This is a genomic window from Candidatus Weimeria sp. HCP3S3_B5, assembly GCF_052064335.1.
In the GTDB taxonomy this organism is placed as follows: domain Bacteria; phylum Bacillota; class Clostridia; order Lachnospirales; family Lachnospiraceae; genus Weimeria.
This window is the reverse complement of record NZ_JBQHVU010000007.1, coordinates 49,735-66,622: the sequence shown is the minus strand read 5'-3', so window position 1 is coordinate 66,622 and position 16,888 is coordinate 49,735. Positions and strand designations below refer to the sequence as shown.

General features: G+C 47.0%; 14 protein-coding genes and 1 other RNA gene. 3 read left to right on the top strand and 12 right to left on the bottom strand.

Going from position 1 to position 16,888, the window contains the following annotated elements; translation table 11 throughout:
- Positions 1-33: 33 nt before the first annotated feature.
- The 6 genes from ACTNCK_RS05050 to hflX all read right to left on the bottom strand — a co-directional run bounded on the left by ACTNCK_RS05050 (position 34) and on the right by hflX (position 7,705).
- Positions 34-2,457, bottom strand: a complete 2,424-nt coding sequence (locus tag ACTNCK_RS05050) for a homocysteine S-methyltransferase family protein (protein ID WP_441081345.1) — start codon at positions 2,455-2,457, stop codon at positions 34-36.
- 17 nt (positions 2,458-2,474) lie between these two features.
- Positions 2,475-4,241, bottom strand: coding sequence for a bifunctional homocysteine S-methyltransferase/methylenetetrahydrofolate reductase (locus tag ACTNCK_RS05045; protein ID WP_441081344.1), 1,767 nt, complete (start codon positions 4,239-4,241; stop codon positions 2,475-2,477).
- A complete protein-coding gene (locus tag ACTNCK_RS05040; RefSeq protein ID WP_441081343.1) occupies positions 4,241-5,293 on the bottom strand; it encodes an SPFH domain-containing protein in 1,053 nt (350 codons plus the stop codon). The genes ACTNCK_RS05045 and ACTNCK_RS05040 overlap by 1 nt, the downstream gene beginning before the upstream one ends.
- 136 nt (positions 5,294-5,429) lie before the next feature.
- Positions 5,430-5,807, bottom strand: coding sequence for a desulfoferrodoxin family protein (locus tag ACTNCK_RS05035; RefSeq protein WP_441081342.1), 378 nt, complete (start codon positions 5,805-5,807; stop codon positions 5,430-5,432).
- 38 nt (positions 5,808-5,845) lie between these two features.
- Positions 5,846-6,388 carry a rubrerythrin gene (gene rbr, locus ACTNCK_RS05030; RefSeq protein WP_441081341.1) on the bottom strand — a complete coding sequence of 181 codons (543 nt, stop codon included), beginning with the start codon at positions 6,386-6,388 and terminating at the stop codon, positions 5,846-5,848.
- Between the two features lie 93 nt (positions 6,389-6,481).
- Positions 6,482-7,705 carry a GTPase HflX gene (gene hflX / locus ACTNCK_RS05025; protein WP_441081340.1) on the bottom strand — a complete coding sequence of 408 codons (1,224 nt, stop codon included), beginning with the start codon at positions 7,703-7,705 and terminating at the stop codon, positions 6,482-6,484.
- Between the two features lie 506 nt (positions 7,706-8,211).
- Here hflX and ACTNCK_RS05020 point away from each other — a divergent pair.
- Together ACTNCK_RS05020 and ACTNCK_RS05015 are read left to right on the top strand one after the other, a co-directional pair.
- On the top strand, positions 8,212-9,117 hold the full coding sequence (locus tag ACTNCK_RS05020) for a hypothetical protein (RefSeq protein WP_441081339.1): 906 nt from the start codon (positions 8,212-8,214) through the stop codon (positions 9,115-9,117).
- A 97-nt stretch (positions 9,118-9,214) separates the two neighbouring features.
- On the top strand, positions 9,215-9,736 hold the full coding sequence (locus ACTNCK_RS05015) for a hypothetical protein (protein WP_441081338.1): 522 nt from the start codon (positions 9,215-9,217) through the stop codon (positions 9,734-9,736).
- A gap of 228 nt (positions 9,737-9,964) precedes the next feature.
- Here ACTNCK_RS05015 and ssrA read toward each other — a convergent pair.
- The 6 genes from ssrA to ACTNCK_RS04985 form a co-directional block, all read right to left on the bottom strand.
- Positions 9,965-10,307, bottom strand: a transfer-messenger RNA (tmRNA) gene (gene ssrA / locus ACTNCK_RS05010).
- A 124-nt stretch (positions 10,308-10,431) separates the two neighbouring features.
- The gene (gene smpB / locus ACTNCK_RS05005) at positions 10,432-10,905 is read right to left on the bottom strand and encodes an SsrA-binding protein SmpB (RefSeq protein WP_441081337.1); all 474 of its coding nucleotides are present in this window, start codon (positions 10,903-10,905) and stop codon (positions 10,432-10,434) included.
- Complete coding sequence (gene rnr, locus ACTNCK_RS05000) at positions 10,865-13,288, bottom strand: ribonuclease R (RefSeq protein WP_441081336.1); 2,424 nt, start codon at positions 13,286-13,288, stop codon at positions 10,865-10,867. The genes smpB and rnr overlap by 41 nt, the downstream gene beginning before the upstream one ends.
- A gap of 75 nt (positions 13,289-13,363) precedes the next feature.
- Complete coding sequence (gene secG / locus ACTNCK_RS04995; protein WP_441081335.1) at positions 13,364-13,612, bottom strand: preprotein translocase subunit SecG; 249 nt, start codon at positions 13,610-13,612, stop codon at positions 13,364-13,366.
- 215 nt (positions 13,613-13,827) lie between these two features.
- On the bottom strand, positions 13,828-15,216 hold the full coding sequence (gltA, locus tag ACTNCK_RS04990; protein WP_441081334.1) for an NADPH-dependent glutamate synthase: 1,389 nt from the start codon (positions 15,214-15,216) through the stop codon (positions 13,828-13,830).
- Complete coding sequence (locus ACTNCK_RS04985) at positions 15,216-16,106, bottom strand: sulfide/dihydroorotate dehydrogenase-like FAD/NAD-binding protein (RefSeq protein WP_441081333.1); 891 nt, start codon at positions 16,104-16,106, stop codon at positions 15,216-15,218. Before ACTNCK_RS04985 ends, gltA begins: the two co-directional genes overlap by 1 nt.
- 198 nt (positions 16,107-16,304) lie before the next feature.
- Here ACTNCK_RS04985 and ACTNCK_RS04980 point away from each other — a divergent pair, with 198 nt between their 5' ends.
- Positions 16,305-16,880: a hypothetical protein gene (locus ACTNCK_RS04980; protein ID WP_441081332.1), complete on the top strand. Its 576-nt coding sequence runs from the start codon at positions 16,305-16,307 to the stop codon at positions 16,878-16,880.
- Positions 16,881-16,888: the final 8 nt, after the last annotated feature.

The following is a 16,888-nucleotide window of genomic DNA, read 5'->3' as shown; positions in this document are numbered from 1 at the left end:
ACAATCGGGTGTTCTTTATCCGATACAGTAAGCTTACGACAGTAACCTTCCGACAAGCTTCACGCACTCTGCCGCATCAGATGAATAGCCGTCCGCCCCTATCTCATCCGAATATGACGGTGTTATGCAGGCTCCTCCTATGACCACCTTGCATGATGGATACTTCTCATTCTTAAGCTCTACGACCTCCTTCATATGGACCATTGTGGTTGTCATAAGCGCCGAGAGACCTATCACAGATGCCTTGTTCTCTATTGCTGAATCTATTATTTCCTCTGCCGGGACATCCTTTCCCAGATCTATCACATTGTAGCCGTAGTTCTTAAGCATCAGGACGACCAGATTCTTCCCTATGTCATGGATATCACCCTCGACGGTAGCGCAGCAGATGGTCTCCTTTGTCTGTCCGCCTGCTGCCTCCTTCATAAGAGGCTCAAGCACTGCGACTCCCTTTTCCATAGCGTTGGCTCCGGATATCATCTGAGGAAGGAAATATTTCTTTTCCTCATAGAGCTTTCCTACCATATTGATGCCGGGAATCAGATCCTTATCGAGGATATCCTTAGCACTCCTGCCGTCGGAAACCTCTTTTTTTACCAAAGCCTCTATATGTGAGGTATCTCCTTTTACCACTGCCTCCATCACAGGATCAAGCTTCTCCTGACTGTCCTTTTCCTTCCCTGCCCCTGCGCTTTCCTTTCCGGTTATAGCGACGTCAGCCTCCTGTGCTGTCTTTATATAGTTTTCTGTAGCATTTCTTCTGCAAAGAAGCATATCTGCAGCCTTTGCCGTAAGCATAAGAAGCTTCTGTGAAGGGTTCGCTATTGCCATTGCAAGGCCATGTGATATCGCCATATTAAGGAAGGCCGTATTCACAAAGGCTCTCTCAGGCATACCGAATGATATGTTGGACAGTCCGCAGACTGTAGGTATGCCCTTTTTCCTGCAGTAATCCATTGTAGAAAAGCACTTGATCGCGCTTTCCTGATCGGCCCCGACTGTCGCGGTAAGGACATCTACCACACATCTGTCCCAAGACATGCCCGCCTCCTTAACAGCAGCAAGCACCCGCTCGAGGTTTGCATGCTTTTCCTCAAGTGTCTTCGGCAATCCCTCAGATGAAAGAGGCAGAATGATAAACATGGCTCCGTACTTCCTTGCTATAGGAAGCATGGCCTCCATTCTCTCCTCCTCTCCTGATATGGAGTTGATAAGAGCCCTTCCCGGATATCTTCGAAGAGCTGCCTCCATGACCTCTGGATAGCTGGTATCTATGCAGAGAGGAAGATCTGAGGCAAATGTCACCTCGTCTATAGCCCTAAGCATCATCTCCTTCTCATCGATACCGTTGGTCCCCATATTTACATCGAGTATATCGGCCCCGTTCTCCTCCTGACTTCTGGCGAAGTCATTTACCATATCAAGAGAGCCTGCCCTAAGCTCTTCCTGAAGCTTCTTCTTGCCTGTAGGATTGATCCTTTCTCCGATCACGAGAAAATTCCCGTCAGGATCTATTTCCTGGACCTTTCTCTCTGATGAGATGACTCTCCTGCAGACTGGATCCGGTGGCAGTATCCTCATCTGTCTGGTCTTATCGACCATTGCTCTTATATGTTCTGGCGTAGTACCGCAGCATCCTCCGATCACAGCTGCTCCGGCCTCTACAAGCTTTTCCATATCGGCCGCGAACTCATCCGGTGTCATCCTGTAGACAGTATTCTGATCAATAAGCTCAGGAAGGCCTGCATTTGGTTTCGCTATTATAGGGACAGTCGCATAGCGTCTCATCTCCTCTATAAGAGGGACCATCTTGTCAGGTCCGGTAGAGCAGTTAAGTCCTACTGCATCAGCTCCTAGTGACTGGAGCACGACTATTGCATTTGACGGAGATGATCCGAACAGTGTCTTTCCATCCTCATTGAAGGTCAGGGAAGTGATAGCCGGTATTTCGGCAGCTATCTCCTTTACAGCAATAAGAGCTGCCCTGGTTTCCTGCAGGCTCATCATCGTCTCTATGAAAAAAAGATCTACGCCTCCCTCAATAAGAGCTTTGGCCTGCTGCTTGTATACATCTACAAGCTCCTCGAAATCAAGCTCTCCAATAGGTGCAAGCTGCTGGCCTGTCATGGTCATATCACCAGCCACAAGGCAGCGTCCTCCTGTGGCCTTTCTGGTATTCTCTGCCAGAGTCCTGTTTATAAGATCTACCTGATCGGAAAGGGAGTATTCCTGGAGCTTAATCCTGTTTGCAGCAAAGGTCGGCGCAAGGACTATGTCGCTTCCTGCATCCACATATGCCTTCTGCAGCTCTCCTATCGGCAGAGGATTGTCCACAAGCCATTTCTCAGGGCAGACTCCCATAGGCATACCTGCCTTCATCATATTGGTCCCGACTGCACCGTCAAGGTAGACCGGACGACCTTCTTCAAATAAGTTCTTAAATTCTGCGATAGTCATATAACCTGCTTTCCCTGTCAGAAATATCTGTCTCTTATCTCATTTATTATGCTGCATATAAGCGAGACCCTGTTGAATGGAACCATGAAGTAATAGCCGTCTGTCACATCCCTTATCTGGTCACAGATGTCAAGAGTCACCTCTCTGGCGGTTTCCTCCGCCTCCTCTCTTGTCATATCGGCTGAATATCTGCCTACTATCTCATCCGGCACATGGATACCAGGCATCTCTGTCGACATGAAAAGAGCATTCCTATAGCTTACGAGAGGCATAAGTCCACAAAGAATCCTTGCCCCTGTCTTTTCCTTCAGATAGGCTATCCTTCTCGCATCATCAGCTCCGTAGACCGGCTGGGTCAGGAAAAATGAGGCTCCCTGCTCTATTTTCAGTCCCATGCGCTTAGCTATCGCATCCGGATTCCTGCCATGATAGTTAAGCGCACCCCCATATATGATCCTGTCGTTGGAAAACTCTTCATCATTTAAAAGCCTTGCCATATTCATGAATCTGATCGAATTGTAATCGAATACAGGTGTGATCTGATTCCTGTCGGCCGCCGGCACCGGATCTCCTGTAACCATAAGAAAATGTCTGATCCCGGCTGCATAGCTTCCAAGCAGGCCCCCGCGCAGTCCTATTATATTCCTGTCACGGCAGGCTACATGCGGCATCACATCCACTCCGCACTGCTGCTGCATCAGTGTGCCTAGGAGCATAGGATCCATCCTGCTTCTTCCCATAGGGGAATCAGAAAGAGTGATCATATCTATCCCCGCATCCGAAAGCCTCTGTGCCGATTTCATGACCTTTGAAATATCGCTTCCGAATGGTGGATCAAGTTCTACTATTATAGGCTTTTCTCCTGCGATAAGCTTTTTATAGAATGAGGAACGGGTCCTTTTCTTTTTACCGGAAAGCTCCATTATCTGCTTTGGATACAGGGCACTATGGCCAAATTTCTCGCTTATCCTGCTGATGAAATCAGGATCGGTTCCGCAGCAGCCTCCTATAAGTGCTGCTCCGCTTTTTACGATGATTCCCAGCTTGTCTGAAAAGATCTCCTTATCGCCTCTGTATATCTGCCGGCCTCTTAATGTATATGGATATCCGGCATTTGGCATGACAATAAAAGGCTTATCGCAATAGAAATGCGCCCTCTCAATGATAGAAGCCATATGGGACGGACCGACCCCGCAGTTGAAGCCGTATCCGTCTATATTTTCTTCTTCTGCGCAGTAACGCATTATGTTGTCTACCGAGAGGCCGCCTGTTGTCATCCCTGCTTTATTTATAGAAAATGAAACAAGGATTATGGCCTCTCTTTTCTTCTCTCTGATATAGGAAAAGATCTCTGAGAGTCCTTCTGTCTGGGTCTGGGTCTCGAAATCAAAGATTTCAGCTCCCTCTGACAGAAATGCATCTATTACAGGCCTTATATCGGAAAGCAGACTTCCCTCCATTGCAGGATCGAATATGGTACCTATATCAGCTGCCACATAGCAGCTGCCTGCTGCCTTCCTTGCTATCCTGTATGAAGCTCTGGCTATCTCTGCTGCCTCGCCGGATGAGGAAATGAATGGTCCTGCACAGGCGAAGCTGTCGGTCCTTATGAAGGATGCCCCTGCCTTTATATATCTCCTGTGGATATCCTCTATCCTCTCCGGATGAGAGAGCACCGCCCTCTCGACTATTCCATTATCATCAGGGTAGAGAGCCTTATAATAGGTCCCCATGGCTCCATCCGAAACAATTATCTTTTCCTTTATATCATTGAGAAAATCCATTAGTAATTACCGGTTTCCTTTGTGTCTCTGCTTTCCTCCTCGTACTGCATGAGTCTGGAAGCAGCTGCTGCCTTCTTATGGATACTGCTGTCTGGTCTGGCTGACCTTGCGATATCCATATGCTTATCGCTTAAGTCTGCGGGCCTTGCCATCTTAGGTGCAGCCTCTGCGAATCCACTCTTTATCCCTTCTCCGAGTATCTCCGATCTCGACACCTCATCAAGAAGCTCTGTAGGCATAAAGATCTTTGTAGCATTTCCGTTTGCAACTCCCTGAATTGCCTCAAAGCTCTTAAGTCTTATTACCTCTGGTGAAACATTGGCCTCAGTAAGTGTACGAAGTGCTGCTGCCTCTGCATTGGCACGAAGCTCTATTGCCTTTGCTTCTCCCTCTGCCCTTGCGACAGCCGCCTCTGCCTCTGCCTGGGCTGCAAGTACCTTGGCTGCCTTGTCACCCTCTGCTGTGGTAACTACTGACTGCTTATGTGCCTCTGCCTCTGTGATCGCCTGCCTCTTCTCTCTCTCTGCTCTCATCTGCTTGGTCATTACCTCCTGGATATCCTTTGGAGGCTGGATATTCTTGACCTCGACTCTCGTGATCTTTATCCCCCAGGCATCTGTAGCCTCATCAAGTTCTGTCTGGAGCTTTGCATTGATCGTATCCCTTGATGTAAGTGTCTCATCAAAGGTAAGAGCTCCGACAAGGTTTCTCAGTGTGGTCGCCGAAAGAGTCTCGACTCCCTGTCTTGGATTCATGATCTTGTAGGTGTAGAGCATAGAATCAAAGACCTTCATATAGACCACAGAATCAATCATCATCGTGACATTATCCTTAGTGATAACCGGCTGCGGCGGAAAATCAAGGACTGCCTCCTTCAATGACACTCTCGATCTGGCGGTCTCGATAAAAGGTATCATCAGATTGATACCGGCATGAAGCGTCCTGTTGTACTTTCCAAGCCTCTCTACTATCACCTCGTTCGACTCCGGAACGATCCTTATGGTTGCGAGCAATAGTATCAGTACTATTACAATAACAATAACTGCTATCATTATACATCCTCCTGTTTTCTTAGCAGCCTTAAGTTACATTTCCATTCTATCATTTACTTAAAGCATTCTCAACTTTTTTGTAAAAAAAGAACGCGCCTAAACAGCGCGCCCCTTATGCTTGTCAGTTAACAGCCTCTCAGATATCAGCTTTCCAGAGTCCGTGAAGATTGCAGTAAGCATAAGCACATACAGCCTTCTCACCATCTGCAAGCTCGAATTCTGCGCATGGAGCATCTCCCGGCTTGAGGTCCTTCTTCTGGTAGCCGTTTTCTGTCTCAACGATGATGAACTGGATATAATGCTCCTCTGTCATCGGATGAGCTGTAGCTCCGACCTGAACCGTGATCTTATTGCCATCGGTCTTCACGACCGGAACATGCTTCTCTACTGCTGCGTCAGTTGTATTAGCCTTTATCTCTGTCATAGGCTGACCGCAGCATACAGGTGTGACTGGAGTCTTCTCTGTGAGGAAGGTTACGAAATTCCCGCATAAATCGCATTTATAGAATAACATATATTTCTCCTTTTCAAATACTATTCCGTCAGGATCTATCAGTAGTTCTCAGCATGAACCTCAAAGAATGACTGAGGATGCGCACATACCGGGCATACATCCGGAGCCTTGGTCCCTACTACTATATGTCCACAGTTACGGCACTCCCAGACCTTTACCTCGCTCTTCTCAAATACCTGCTTTGCCTCGACATTCGACAGAAGCTTCCTGTAACGTTCCTCGTGTGTCTTCTCTATCGCTGCAACTCCGCGAAACTTCGCTGCCAGCTCAGTAAATCCCTCTTCATCTGCCTCGCGGGCCATCCTTTCATACATGTCGGTCCACTCGTAGTTCTCTCCGTCTGCCGCTGCGCTTAGATTCTCCTTTGTGTCTCCCAGCATTCCCAGCTCCTTGAACCAGAGCTTGGCGTGTTCCTTTTCATTGTCAGCAGTCTTTAAGAAAAGAGCCGCTATCTGCTCGAATCCTTGCTTCTTGGCTACTGATGCGAAATAAGTATACTTATTCCTCGCCTGGGATTCTCCTGCAAAGGCCTCGAGAAGATTCTTCTCAGTCTTTGTTCCTGCGTACTTGTTTTCTGACATTACAGAAACCTCCTTCCATTACTTACTCATTTTCCATGCCCACCCATAATCTGATTATATCATAGCGTGGAGTCTTTTCCAATAGAATTTATATTATTTTCTGATCAGGGCCTCCACATGGATCCCGTCCTCCTGATAGTCCTCCTTCACTATCCTTCCTCTGTCACGAAGTCTTTCAAGATCAGCCACCTGGGTATATGAGAAAACCCTGCTGACAAGCTCCATATCCTCTGTAACCACCCTTTTTATCGCATCCCTTAAGGTATCAAGACCCTCTCCCGTCCTTGCCGAGGCTCTCAGTGTGATATCCGCAACCCGATCAGACAAGGGGCGGGGACCACCGCCTTTATCGGACTTATTAAACACTGTTATTATCGGCTTCCCTGAGATGCCAAGCTCGCTTAATGTCTCCTTTACAACCTGCATATTCTTCTCTGCCCTCTGATCCGATGAATCCACGACATGGATTATATAATCAGCATATCCAGCTTCCTCAAGCGTAGAGTGGAAGGCATCTATCAGATCATGGGGAAGCTTGCTTATGAATCCGACCGTATCGGTAAGCAGAACTGTAAGTCCATTCTCAAGCTCCAGCCGTCTTGTCGTAGGATCAAGCGTAGCAAATAAAGCATCCTCTGACAATACATCCGACCCGGTCAGGGCATTTAGCAGTGTTGACTTCCCTGCATTCGTATATCCCACTATCGCAAATACCGGAAGGCCGTTTTTCTCCCTTGCCTTCCTGGTATTCTCACGGTTCTTTTTCATCACGCGAAGTTCTTTCCTAAGTGATGCTATACGGTTCCTGATTCTTCTCCTGTCTGTCTCAAGCTTGGTCTCGCCCGGTCCTCTTGTTCCTATACCTCCTCCAAGCCTCGACATGGCCTTTCCTGCACTTCCTGACAGCCTGCTGGACTTATAGGAAAGCTGGGCCATTTCGACCTGGATCTTTCCCTCCCTGCTGACCGCATGTCTGGCAAATATATCAAGTATCAGCATGGTCCGGTCTATCACCTTGACATGAAGCTCTGCCTCGAGATTTCCCAGCTGGGCCGGAGTCAGCTCATCATCACTTATCACTCCGTCCGCCTCGAATGCATCGATAAAGCTCCTCAGCTCCTCTATCTTACCGCTTCCTATATATGTAGCGGCCACCGGACGCTCCAGCTGCTGTATGACCTTATATACACACTCTCCGCCTGCTGTCTCCAAAAGCCTTGATAGTTCTGATAAGGACTCCTCCGTATCAGCCCGATCTTCCGCTCTGCTAACTGCGATCTCTATGTATCTTTCCTTTTTCTCTGCTGTTTCTGTCATTAGTATTCCTTCTATAGGGGGTAGGGATTAGGGTGTAGTAGTTTGCCTGCCAGCCCCTGTACCCTGAGCTCTCAAACCTTTCCTGTTTTCATATGAGCTCAAATGCTGCTCTGACCACCACTGCTCATCTGGCTATATAAATATTTACCGCAATCCTAAAAGAATTATAGCATATATGTTCGGGTCTGGCAACCATAACCCGGTGACAAATGATTAACAGACTTCTTGCAAGTCTAAGGAGTTTCAGCCGATCCAGAGCATTCCATATTGTGATTACATCCGGCAGATCCCATAAAAAATTGAAATCGTAAAAGCAGCGCGTAAATATTCCGATTATCGGATCTATGCGATTCTTCCTGCTCGGGCTGTACTGACAAAGTACGGAAAGTCATTTGGAAATATGCAAAAAAATGATCGATCGATATAGTAATTTCTCTATCCGGCTGATATAATAGAGACAGAAAGTAACTGTCACAAAAGCAAACAGTTTTTTACAGGAGGAGAATATGGCAGATGTGAACAGGGAGTATAAGGACAGACTCTTTAAGTTTATCTTTGGCAATCCGGCAAACAAGGCCTGGACGCTATCACTTTACAATGCTATCCGTGGATCAGCTTATACCGATCCGGAAGCTATAAGCTTCAATACGATAGAGGACGCAGTGTATATGGGGATGAAGAATGATGTATCCTTTATCATAAGCTCAGATATGGAGCTGTGGGAGCATCAGAGCACCATCAACCCGAATATGCCGATGAGATTCCTGCTTTACTCAGGAGATCTCTATGATAAGTACATAAAAAGCAGCAGCTACTATGAGTACAGCAGCCTGATCCAGAAGATCCCAAGTCCCAGATGTGTCTGCTTTTACAATGGCATGCGGGATGAGCCTGAGAGCAGTGTCCTTCGGCTTAGCGATGCATATGAGGGTGACGGAGATATCGAGGTCCTCGTCTCCATGCTTAATATCAACTATGGCAAGAACAAGGAACTGATGGAGGCCTGCAGACCGCTCCGTGAGTATGCCTGGTTTATAGATAAGGTTCGTACGCTACAGAAGGATAAGAACGATCTTGAAACAGCGGTATATACCGCCATTGATCAGATGCCGGAAGACTATATGATAAAGCCATTCCTGCTTGACAACAGAAGCGAGGTGATGAAGATGATACTGACTGAATACGATCAGGAAAAAACTATTGAAAAGGCTGTAGACGAAGGGATTGAGATTGGAATAGAAAAGGGAATAGAAAAGGGAAGAGATGAAGGACGTGAAGAAAGAAACATGGAGGTTGCTACTGAACTGCTTCAGGACGGAAACCATACGGTCTCGTTTATCTCAAGGATCAGCAGACTGCCGGAATCAGCGATAAGGAAGCTGGCTGCTCAGTTGCATATTACTACGCTTTGAAATAAGGATTGTGAAATTTAAGGGGTTCCGGAAGACCGGAGCCCCTTATTATAGATCGAAGATCCCAAGTCCCAGATGTGTCTGCTTTTACAATGGCATGCGGGATAAGCCTGAGAGCAGTGTCCTTCGGCTTAGTGATGCATATGAGGGTGACGGAGATATCGAGGTCCTCGTCACCATGCTTAATATCAACTATGGCAAGAACAAGGAACTGATGGAGGCCTGCAGACCGCTGGGTGAGTATGCCTGGTTTATAGACAGGGTTCGCACGCTACAGAAGGATAAGAACGATCTTGGAACAGCGGTATATACCGCCATTGATCAGATGCCGGAAGACTATATGATAAAGCCATTCCTGCTTGACAACAGAAGCGAGGTGATGAAGATGGTACTGACTGAATACGATCAGGAAAAAACTATTGAAAAGGCTGTAGATGAGGGGCGAAGAGAAGGAAGAAAAGAAGGCCTAAAAGAAGGCCGTGATGAAAGAAACATGGAAGTTGCTACTGAACTGCTTCAGGCCGGAAACCATACTGTCTCGTTTATCTCAAGGATCAGCAGACTGCCGGAATCAGCGATAAGGAAGCTGGCTGCTCAGTTGCATATTACTACGCTTTGAAATAAGGATTGTGAAATTTAAGGGGTTCCGGAAGACCGGAGCCCCTTTATAAATAGAATGTCCCGAATCTCCTTGTGAGAGTTTTTCTCCATGTCATATCAAATTCCCCGCTTTGAACAGAACAGTTCCCGATTCAGTTGTGTCGGTAAGATTTTTGGATACCATCGTATCGAATGTTGCATCTCCAAATAAAATAAGGGATTGCCGATATTTACGGCAATCCCTTGAATCTGGAGTAGGCGGGAGTCGAACCCGCGTCCAAAAACCTATTCACTCTCCTTCTACGAGCGTAGTGATCTGTTTGGCATTCCCTCTGCCGGACGGAAGAGCACGTCCTTCCGGTTTCAGTAGCTTCATGATACGTACATCAGCTCAAAGCTTTGCGGATGCCGTGTCCCATGTGTTTGAAGCCGGTGACTGAATGCATGGGGACATTCAGGCGACTCGTTGCCCTTAGGCAGCGTATGCTAAATCGTTATCTTCAGCGTTTAAATTTAATTTGAGATTTGACGCATCATCCTGCGGCTCGCTTCTAAAGCTTCAAGATCCCTGTCGAGACCTTTACTACCCCTTCAGCTGTCTATATGATACCACCCTGTGAGCAGAAATAAAAGGGAAATAGGTGGATTTTCCACTAAAAATCTTCATAATCCCTTTTATTTTGGCTGATTTTTCAATAAAATATCAAGCGACAGTTATTTGAGGTTCCTGACCTTGAAATCCCTGGCGGCTTCTCTCTCCTGATCCCGCTTTGCTATGTCAGCCCTCTTGTCATAGAGCTTCTTGCCTCGCGCGAGGGCTATCTCAAGCTTTACCCTTGAATCCTTGAAATAGGCCTCCACCGGTACTAAGGTGTATCCCTTTTCCTTTATCTTCTGGGAAAGCTTCCTGATCTCGCTCTTATGAAGAAGAAGCTTTCTGGGCCTTAAGGGATCCTTGTTCATTATATTGCCCTTCTCATACGGAGCAATATGCATCTGGTAAATATATACCTCACCGTTCTGGATCCTTACCCAGGCCTCCTTCAATGAGCATCCGTTGCTTCTCATGCTCTTGACTTCTGTACCGACAAGAGCTATCCCACATTCAATATATTCGTCCAGAAAAAAGTCATGCCTGGCCTTACGGTTAGTTGCGATGATTTTTCTTCCTGTTTTTTCCTTTGTCATATCTGGCGCTTCCTCCTGAAATCTTCTTAAGAGCCTTCCTTGCCTGGCCAGAGAGCCTGCCCTTGTGCGGAGCAGAAGAAAATCCGTGCTTCTTGTCTGTCTTCCTGTAGCCGCAGAAATCGTCTATCAGCTCAAAATCAATGGTACGGGCTGTAGGATTGGCATCGACAAGCTTTACCCTAAGAGGCATGCCAAGCGTATAATGTCTGTTGAAGCTCTTGCCAATAAGCTCATAGGTCTCCTCCGAGAACTCATAGAAATCATCTGTCATGGTCCTCACCGGGATCATGCCCTCGATAGAATTCGGAAGGGCCACATAGAGTCCCCAGGAGGTGACACCTGAGATCTTGCCTGTAAACTCCTCTCCTATGTGAGGCATCATGTACTGGACCTTCTTCAGCTTTACGGCATCTCTTTCCGCACCATCAGCCCGTCTCTCAAGATCGGACGTGCGTTCTGCGATCTCCGGAAGCTTCTCGGCAAGCTCTGCCCTTTTCTTTTTCTTAAGCTTACCATGAATCTCAAGCTTTAGTATCCTGTGAATAAATAGATCAGGGTATCTCCTTATCGGAGAAGTAAAGTGACAGTAATAGCCTGCCGCAAGTCCGAAATGACCGCTGCAGTCAGTTGTATATCTCGCCTGCTGCATACTGCGGAGAGTAAGCGTCTGGATCAGATTCTCCTCAGGGCTTCCGGAAACCCTGTCGAGAAGCTTCTGCAGCTCCTTAGGATGGATCTGATTTGTATCCCCGGAAAGAGAATATCCGAATCCTCCTATAAATGACTTAAGAGTACCAAGCTTCTCCGGATCCGGAAAACCGTGTGTACGGTAAAGGAAAGGAAGCTTATGATCAAAGGCATGCTTAGCAACTGTCTCATTTGCCGCAAGCATGAAGTCCTCTATCATCCTCTGGGCCACACCTCTGTAATATGGATGGATCTCCTTGGGATTCCCATTCTCATCTAGAACAACGACTGTCTCAGGGAAGTCAAAATCAAGTGAGCCGCGAAATGTCCTCCTGCCACGAAGGATTATGGCAAGCTCCTCCATCTGTCTGAACATAGGAACTACATCATTGTATTTCCTGATAAGTTTTCTGTCATCCTCCTCTAGAATACCGTTTACATCATTGTAGGTCATCCTGTGGTCAGACCTGATCACTGACTCAACGATCCTGTGCTCCTTTATAGCCCCTGTATCATCGATCCTCATCATGCAGCTCATAGCAAGCCTGTCCTCTCCCTCGTTCAGAGAGCAGATCCCGTTCGAAAGCTCTACAGGAAGCATAGGGATAACCCTGTCCGGAAGATATACAGAGGTCGACCTATTAAGAGCCTCATCATCAAGCGCGCTGCCTTCTGTCACATAATTGGACACGTCTGCTATATGGACTCCCAGGATGAAGTCGTCTCCATCCATTGTAAGGGAAACTGCATCGTCTAAATCCTTGGAATCATCACCATCGATCGTTACCATCAGAAGATCACGCAGATCCTCCCTGCCCCTTATCTCAGACTTCCTGACCCTGCCTCTGCCTGCAACCTTCTTTGCCTCGGCAAGGACCCTTTCCGGGAACTCTGAAGGTATATCGTTTTCCTTTACTATAGAAAGGATGTCGACACCGGGATCTCCCTTTATTCCCAGGACCTCTGTGATCTCTCCCGAAGGCTTCTTATTGGCACTGCCGTAATCAGATATATGGCAGACCACCTTTGCATTATCAGGTGCCCCGTTTACATTCTGTGAAGCAATAAATATGTCGCTTGTCAGATGTCTGTCATCCGGCACCACGAAACCGAAGCTCGATGACTTCTCAAAGGTCCCGACTACATCCGTATATTCATGCCCGATTATCTCGACAACCTTGGCCTCATCCCGTCCGTTGCCTCCGGTGCCGAGCGGCTCGATCCGGACCGTATCCTTATGGAAGGCCATCTGTGTATACTTCTCAGGTATAAAGAAATCCTCGTCATAGCCTTCTACCGTTACGAATCCGAAGCCCTTTATATTGCTGGAAAAAACACCTGTCAGATATCTGTCTGTCTGCGTCTGGCTCTCTTCCATATCCTCTGGTAAGGCTTCCTCAAAGGCATCGTCTGTCCTGGCTATGCCATCAGCTGGCTCCCCGGGCTTTTCTTTTGTATCGGAAAAGGCATCAGTAATGAATGTCTCCTTTTCCTCGCATCTCTCATAAGCAGCCGAGCTGTTTTTCCTTATCTTCTTTTCAGCAATAAGTGACGACAGGGCATTGCAAAGCTCACTGTCATCATCGATCAGAAGAAGCTGCTTCAGCTCTTCCTCTGTCATAGGGCTGTAATTTGGATCAGTCATCAGCAAAAGAAGAGCTGCCTTCTGATCCTCCCATCTCTGTTTCTTAGTCATAAAATATCCTGCCATTCCGACTGTGCAAGCATCTCAAAACGAAAAAAAGCCACCGCTTACGCGATGACCTTTCTTTTAGATCTTAAATGAACTCATATTAAGCAGTAATGCTAATACGAAAAATACTGCTACAAGAACAGCTGTGACCTTGATGATCACTCCCTCACGGGAACGTCCCTTGTTCTTGCTCCAGTACGTATCAAGACTCTGTCCACTTAGTGAACCAAGACCTGCATCCTCTCCCTCCTGCATCATGATAATGATGGTAAGAACGATGGATACGATGATGAACAGAACCATGAACAGATACTTTAACACTGTCATCGTATATACCTCCGAAAATTAAATGTCATGTCGTAAGTCACAACTATGACATTATACTACAGTTTATAGAAGATTGCAAGAGAGTATGAGGTGTGAGGTACGAGGTTCGAGAATATAGGGTTACTGTTGACCAAATAATCCGAGAAAGTATTGAAGGGAGTCAGACAATGGCAATCATAAAGCCTTATGGCCTCTCACCTCTGACCTCTCACCTCTCACCTCTGACCTTTAAAAAACGCATCAATTCCTTTCGCTGCTGCCTTTCCTGCTCCCATTGCAAGGATAACTGTAGCGGCTCCAGTCACTGCGTCTCCTCCGGCATATACGGCTGTCTTCGAGGTCTCACCATCCTCTTCCTTTGCCATGATGCAGCCTCTCTGATTGGTATCAAGTCCCTTTGTAGTTGAGGCTATAAGAGGGTTAGGCGATGTTCCAAGTGCCATGATCACTGTATCACAGTCTATCTCGTACTCGCTGCCATCAATAGGTACTGGTCTCCTGCGGCCTGAAGCATCAGGCTCTCCAAGCTCCATCTTTACTACACGGATAGCCTTTACCCAACCCTTTTCATCAGGAATGATCTCTACCGGATTCTGGAGAAGGTCGAACTTTATACCCTCTTCCTTTGCATGATGCACTTCCTCTGCTCTTGCAGGAAGCTCTTTTTCGCTACGTCTGTATACGATATGGACCTCAGCGCCAAGGCGAAGAGCCGTACGTGCAGCATCCATAGCGACGTTTCCTCCACCTACTACTACGACCTTCTTGCCGTGTACAATAGGTGTGTCTCCGTCCTTATAAGCCTTCATCAGGTTGGATCTGGTAAGTACCTCGTTCGCTGAGAATACTCCGTTGCTCTGCTCTCCAGGTATACCCATAAATCTCGGAAGTCCTGCACCCGATCCGATAAATACAGCCTCAAAGCCCATCTCCTCCATCAGATCGTCAATCGTTATCGACTTTCCTACGACTACATTTGTCTCTATGTCTACTCCAAGGCCTTTTACGTTATTAACCTCGGCTGCAACTACCCTTTCCTTCGGAAGACGGAACTCAGGGATACCGTACACAAGAACTCCTCCGGCCTTCTGAAGTGCCTCAAAGATAGTCACATCATATCCCATCCTTGCCAGATCTCCTGCACAGGTAAGTCCAGAAGGGCCTGAACCGATCACAGCTACCTTGTGTCCATTCTTTTCCTTAGGAGGCTGCGGATGGATACCATTCTCTCTAGCCCAGTCAGCTACGAATCTCTCGAGCTTTCCGATAGCTACCGCATCACCCTTTATGCCTCTTATGCACACTCCCTCACACTGGGTCTCCTGCGGGCATACACGACCGCAGACTGCCGGAAGGGCTGAGGATTCGCTGATGATCTCATAGGCTCTCTTGAAATCCCTCTCGGTTACTGCATGGATAAATGCAGGTATATTTATAGATACAGGGCATCCTCCTACGCAACGGGGATTCTTACAGTTAAGGCATCTCTTTGCCTCTTCTACTGCCTCTTCTTCTGTGTATCCCTGACATACCTCCTCAAAATTATGAGCTCTTACTGCCGGATCCTGCTCTGCAACAGGCACTCTTTTCATCATATCTGCCATTACTTGTCACCTCCGCATAAACCACAGCCGCCGTGATGGGTCTCACCCTCCTCGAACTCGAGCTTCTTACGGCCTTCCTCTGTCTTGTACTGCTGCATTCTCTCCATTGCCTTGTCGAAATCCACAAGATGTCCGTCAAACTCCGGTCCGTCAACGCAGGCAAACTTTACCTTGCCATCAACTAAAAGTCTGCATGCTCCGCACATTCCTGTTCCGTCTACCATTATAGGGTTCATGGAAACCACTGTATGGATACCAAGCTTTTCTGTAAGCTTGCAGACGAATTTCATCATGATCATAGGTCCTATGGCTACGCACCAGTCATACTTATGTCCTTCATCCCAGAGAGCCTTAAGCTGGTCTGTTCCCATACCATGGAAACCATATGTACCATCATCAGTACAGATATAATGATTCTTTGCTACCTTGCTTACCTCATCTGAGAAGAAAAGAAGGTCCTTTGTCCTGGACCCCTGGATCACATCAGCATCGATACCATGCTCATGAAGCCACTTTACCTGAGGATATACAGGAGCTGTTCCTACTCCTCCTGAAATGAATACTATTTTTTTCTTGCGGGTCTCCTCAAGATTTTCCTCGAGGCAAAGCTCTGACGGATTTCCAAGAGGTCCAACGAAGTCGTGGAAGCAGTCTCCCTCGTCAAGCTGGGCCATTCTCTCTGTCGATGCGCCGATCGGCTGGAATACAATAGTAACGGTCTGGGCCTGTCTGTCGTAATCGCAGATAGTAAGAGGGATTCTCTCTCCGTCCTCCTCTGCGATCGCGATGATGAACTGTCCCGGCAGACACGAATGTGTCACCATAGGCGCCTTGACATCCATCTGGTAGATGTTTTCCGCCAGCTGTTTTTTCTTTACAATTTCATACATGACTTTCTTTTTCCTTTCTTTAAGAAGGTGCGAGGTGCGAGGTGCGAGGTGTGAGGTGTGAGGTGCGAGGTGTGAGGATATAGGGGGTGCTGTTCACTCCATTTTATAACCCAGATTCCAGATCACCATAACCATATTTTCCACAGGCTCTGCTGACCATATTTTCCACGGATATGCTATCCATATTTTCCACAGGATATGCTATCCATATTTCCCACAGGATCTGCTATCCATATTTCTCACAGGATCTGCTATTCATATTTCCCACAGGCTCTGCTGACCATATTTCCCACAGGATCTGCTATCCATATTTCTCACAGGATCTGCTATCCATATTTCCCACAGAATCTGCTATCCATATTTCCCACAGAATCTGCTGACCATATTTCCCACAGGATATGCTATCCATATTTTCCACGGATCTGCTATCCATATTTCCCACAGGATCTGCTGACCATATTTTCCACGGATCTGCTGACCATATTTTCCACGGATATGCTATCCATTTTTTCCACGGATCTGCTATCCATTTTTTCCACGGATCTGCTATCCATATTTCCCACAGGATATGCTATCCATATTTCCCACAGGATATGCTATCCATATTTCCCACAGGATATGCTATCCATATTTCCCACAGAATCTGCTGACCATATTTTCCACGGATCTGCTATCCATATTTCCCACAGGATATGCTATCCATATTTCCCACAGGATATGCTATCCATATTTCCCACAGGATATGCTATCCATATCTCCCACAGGATCTGCTGACCATATAA

Excerpts from the sequence above, each read along its gene's own strand:
- secG (WP_441081335.1), bottom strand. The coding sequence starts at position 13,612 with ATGACAGTGTTAAAGTATCTGTTCATGGTTCTGTTCATCATCGTATCC.
- hflX (WP_441081340.1), bottom strand. The coding sequence starts at position 7,705 with ATGACAGAAACAGCAGAGAAAAAGGAAAGATACATAGAGATCGCAGTT.
- ACTNCK_RS04980 (WP_441081332.1), top strand. The coding sequence starts at position 16,305 with ATGCTATCCATATTTCCCACAGGATCTGCTATCCATATTTCTCACAGG.
- ACTNCK_RS05015 (WP_441081338.1), top strand. The coding sequence starts at position 9,215 with ATGCGGGATAAGCCTGAGAGCAGTGTCCTTCGGCTTAGTGATGCATAT.
- ACTNCK_RS05040 (WP_441081343.1), bottom strand. The coding sequence starts at position 5,293 with ATGATAGCAGTTATTGTTATTGTAATAGTACTGATACTATTGCTCGCA.
- ACTNCK_RS05020 (WP_441081339.1), top strand. The coding sequence starts at position 8,212 with ATGGCAGATGTGAACAGGGAGTATAAGGACAGACTCTTTAAGTTTATC.
- gltA (WP_441081334.1), bottom strand. The coding sequence starts at position 15,216 with ATGGCAGATATGATGAAAAGAGTGCCTGTTGCAGAGCAGGATCCGGCA.
- rbr (WP_441081341.1), bottom strand. The coding sequence starts at position 6,388 with ATGTCAGAAAACAAGTACGCAGGAACAAAGACTGAGAAGAATCTTCTC.
- ACTNCK_RS05045 (WP_441081344.1), bottom strand. The coding sequence starts at position 4,241 with ATGGATTTTCTCAATGATATAAAGGAAAAGATAATTGTTTCGGATGGA.
- ACTNCK_RS04985 (WP_441081333.1), bottom strand. The coding sequence starts at position 16,106 with ATGTATGAAATTGTAAAGAAAAAACAGCTGGCGGAAAACATCTACCAG.
- smpB (WP_441081337.1), bottom strand. The coding sequence starts at position 10,905 with ATGACAAAGGAAAAAACAGGAAGAAAAATCATCGCAACTAACCGTAAG.
- ACTNCK_RS05050 (WP_441081345.1), bottom strand. The coding sequence starts at position 2,457 with ATGACTATCGCAGAATTTAAGAACTTATTTGAAGAAGGTCGTCCGGTC.
- rnr (WP_441081336.1), bottom strand. The coding sequence starts at position 13,288 with ATGACTAAGAAACAGAGATGGGAGGATCAGAAGGCAGCTCTTCTTTTG.
- ACTNCK_RS05035 (WP_441081342.1), bottom strand. The coding sequence starts at position 5,807 with ATGTTATTCTATAAATGCGATTTATGCGGGAATTTCGTAACCTTCCTC.